Here is a 3,309-nt window from a genome sequence, read left to right as displayed (position 1 = left end):
CGTCCCGGTAGCCCTTCGCCTTGCCCTCCAGCACGTAGTCGCCCATGGCGAGCGGGCCGAACTGCACCAGCGCGCCCGTGGACGGCTTCTGCGACTGGATGGGCTGCCCGCGCACCGAGCGCAGCACCAGCTCCGGCGAGGGCACCGGCTCCCCGGCCTCGTCCACCACGGTGACGAGCAGCGTGCCCGCGTCCTCCAGCTCGAGCGTCACCTGCGTGAGGTGCTCGCTCAGCGAGAGGGTACGCGGTGCCGAGCCCAGCTTGCCGGCCTCGGCCGTCACCACCAGCTCGTCCGGGTAGAGGCCCTCGAAGCGCACCACCCCGCCGTCCGCGCGCGCCTCCCGCGCCAGGTGGTCCGCTTTCAGCCGCACCGTGGCCGCCGTGGGCGCGCCCTGGCGGGTGACACGCACCTCCAGCGTCCGCGAGGGCTCCAGCCGCAGCCGCACCGACCGCGGGCCCGCCTCCACCTGGGACTCCACCGAGGGAAGGAAGCCGTCCGCGCTGGCCAGTACGTAGAAAGGACCCTCGCCCAGCCCGGACAGGGTGAAGGCCCCGTCCTTGCCCGTCACCGCCTCGTACGGCAGGGGCACCTTGCGCGATACCGCGTGCACGCGCGCGCCCGCCACCGGCTGGCCCGCCTCGTCCACCACCTGTCCGCCAATGCTCCGCAGCGGGGGCAGGTACAGGTCCACCGGCTCGCCCGGGGCCGCGCGCTCGCGCATGGCCGCGCCGAAGCCCGTCGCGCGGGCCCAGACGGAGAAGGAGACGCCCACCAGGTGCTCGAAGCGGAAGCGCCCCTGTGCGTCCGTGTGCACGGTGGCCTTGGGTTGGAGGAAACCGCGCGCCTGCTCGAAGAAGGCGAGCGCGTGCAGGCTGCTCTCCCGCGCCGGACAGGCCAGCAAGGCCTGCCCGCACTCGTCACAGCGCACCGAGGTGAGCGTCTTCTGCGCGCTCGCGGCGAGGAAGACCTCCGCGCCCGCCACGGGCTTTCCGGCCGAGTCCAGCACCCGCCCGGTGAGCGTGAGGCCCTGGGCGGTGCCAGAGGACACCTCCACGGACTCGAAGTCGGGCAGCTCACGCGCCGCGGACGAGGCGATCGGGGTGGCCAGCGGAGCCGCGGAGGACGAATCCTTCGGCCACAACACCGCCACCGCCACGACGACGAGGGCGGATGCCGCCCCTATGACGAGCCATTTCCTCATGGGAGGCCGCGGGACGTTACCCCCGCGGCCGGCCTGCCAACCGACATTCCGGGCGGTTCATTCCAGCCGCGTCGGCCGCCCGACGTCTTCCTCCCGCCCGGTGCTCACTCCTCGGCGAACGGCTGGATGGCCTGGGCCACCGCCAGTTCCTGCCGGGCCTCGCTCAGCTCCGAGTTGGTGGCCCGCAGGCGATCCGAGAGCACCTGGACGAAGCTCCACAGCATCTTCACCGCCAGGATGGACTCGCGCTTCATCAGGCCCATCAGATCCAACCGGGAGATGACCATGGTGCGCGTGGGCTCGACGGCTCGCACGGTGGCCGAGCGAGGGGCGTTGTCGATGAGGCCCATCTCGCCGAAGTGGCCGCCCGGCCGAAGCTCGGCGATCTCCACCCCGCTCTTCTCGATGACCACCCGGCCGCGGATGACCACGAAGAGCTCCTCACCGGGCTGACCCTCCACGACGATCTCCCGCCCCGCGGGGAAGGTGCGCGTGGTGGCGATGGACAGCACCGCCGTCTGCTCCTTGTAGGTGAGGTGACGGAAGAGCGGAATCTTCCGCAGCGCCTCCATGCGCGACTGCGCCTCGCTGGTCTCCGCCTCCAGCGTGCCCTCGCCGGACACCTTCACCACCACGGCGGTGATGTTGTCCTTGCCGCCGCGCTCGTTGGCGAGGTCGATGAACTTCTTGGGCAGGTCCGAGGGCGCCGCGCCCTGGACGAACGGCAGCACCTCGTCGTCGTCGAGGTAGCCGTGCAGACCGTCCGAGCACAGCACGAAGAGATCGCCCGGGAAGAGGTCGACGATGAGGGTGTCGACCTGGACGGACTCCTGGATGCCCACCGCGCGCGTGATCACGTTGCGGTACTGCGAGGTGGCGGCCTGCTCCTTGGTGATGGTGCCGGCCTTGAGCTGGGCGGCCACGAGGGTGTGGTCCTCGGTGAGCCGGTGGCACTGACCGTGGCGCACCAGGTAGATGCGCGAGTCACCCACGTGACCGATGACGCCCTTGTTGCCGCTCACGGCGAGGCACACGAAGGTGGTGCCCATGCCGCGCTTGGTCGTGTCCGACAGGGCCATGCGGAAGATGTCCGCGCAGGCGCGCTGGATGGCCACTTCCATCAAGGCCTGGGCCGCGTTGCGGCTGTCCTGGCTCGGGTTGGCGCTCAAGTCCTTGAGCAGATGCCGGTTGGCCGCCATGTGCTGGCGGACAACCTCGGTGGCACGGGCGCTGGCCACCTCGCCGGCCGCATGGCCACCCATGCCGTCGGCCACGATGAACAGGCCGAGCGAGGCGTCCACGAGCATCGAGTCTTCATTGTGCTGCCGCTTCCGGCCCACGTCGGTCTGGCCGAACGCCTCTGTCGTCAATGGCACCGCGAACGCTCCCTGTTCCCTCTAGAGGGGGTGAATCACACGTTACGAAAAATCACGAAGCCTATGGAAGGGGCTGACACGCTCACGTCCCCATCCGCCGCGAGAGCACCTTGGTGAAGCCGCTCGCCAGGTAGAAGGTGACCTCCACCTGGCCGAAGCGCAGGCGGGCGCCGTCCACCACCGGGGACGGACGACGGGGCGCCAGGCGCACCCCGGCCACGAACGAGCCATTCTTCGAGCCCGCGTCCGTCAGGACGTAGCGCCCGTCCGTCTCGCGCTGGAACCAGGCGTGGAAGCGCGACACCGTGCCGTCATCGAGCACCACGTCGTTGTTGCCCGTGCGCCCCACGGTGATGCCGCGACCGAACGCGTTCTCCTGGTTCTTCACCACGGGGAAGACGATGGGCTCGCCCACCCCCAGCATGGGCGTCTCCACGCTGGTGAGGGTGCGGAAGTGGTGGTGCTCGTCCTCGTCGCCAACGGCCATCGCCGCGATTGGCGCGGGCGTGAACACGAGCACCGCCGGCGGCAGCGTGCGCTCGTAGTCAGCCCGTTCTCGCTGGAAGCGGCTGATGTGCAGACTGAGAAGCTCGACCATCGGAACGCACTTCACCCCACCTGGGGGGTCACGGTCCAGAGGCGCCTAGCGCCACTCCGAGTACAACCCCAAGTGCAATCCGCCCACGAAGGGACGGGACAGGCTCGTGCGCCTGTAGTTATAGGGATCACCAT

3 protein-coding genes are annotated in these 3,309 nt (G+C 70.0%); all 3 read right to left on the bottom strand.

Features of this window, described 5'->3' with window-relative positions; genetic code table 11:
- Positions 1 to 1,201: carboxypeptidase-like regulatory domain-containing protein (locus VF794_RS38915; RefSeq protein WP_331118631.1), on the bottom strand; the 1,201-nt coding region annotated here is incomplete at its 3' end.
- A 104-nt stretch (positions 1,202 to 1,305) separates the two neighbouring features.
- Positions 1,306 to 2,577, bottom strand: a complete 1,272-nt coding sequence (locus VF794_RS38910; RefSeq protein WP_331118629.1) for a Stp1/IreP family PP2C-type Ser/Thr phosphatase — start codon at positions 2,575 to 2,577, stop codon at positions 1,306 to 1,308.
- An 82-nt stretch (positions 2,578 to 2,659) separates the two neighbouring features.
- Positions 2,660 to 3,175: an FHA domain-containing protein gene (locus VF794_RS38905; protein ID WP_331102757.1), complete on the bottom strand. Its 516-nt coding sequence runs from the start codon at positions 3,173 to 3,175 to the stop codon at positions 2,660 to 2,662.
- Positions 3,176 to 3,309 lie beyond the last annotated feature (134 nt).

It is taken from the genome of Archangium sp. (assembly GCF_036389735.1).
Lineage (GTDB): Bacteria > Myxococcota > Myxococcia > Myxococcales > Myxococcaceae > Archangium.
The sequence above is the reverse complement of the archived record's forward strand: the minus strand, read 5'-3'. Positions and strand labels throughout refer to the sequence as shown.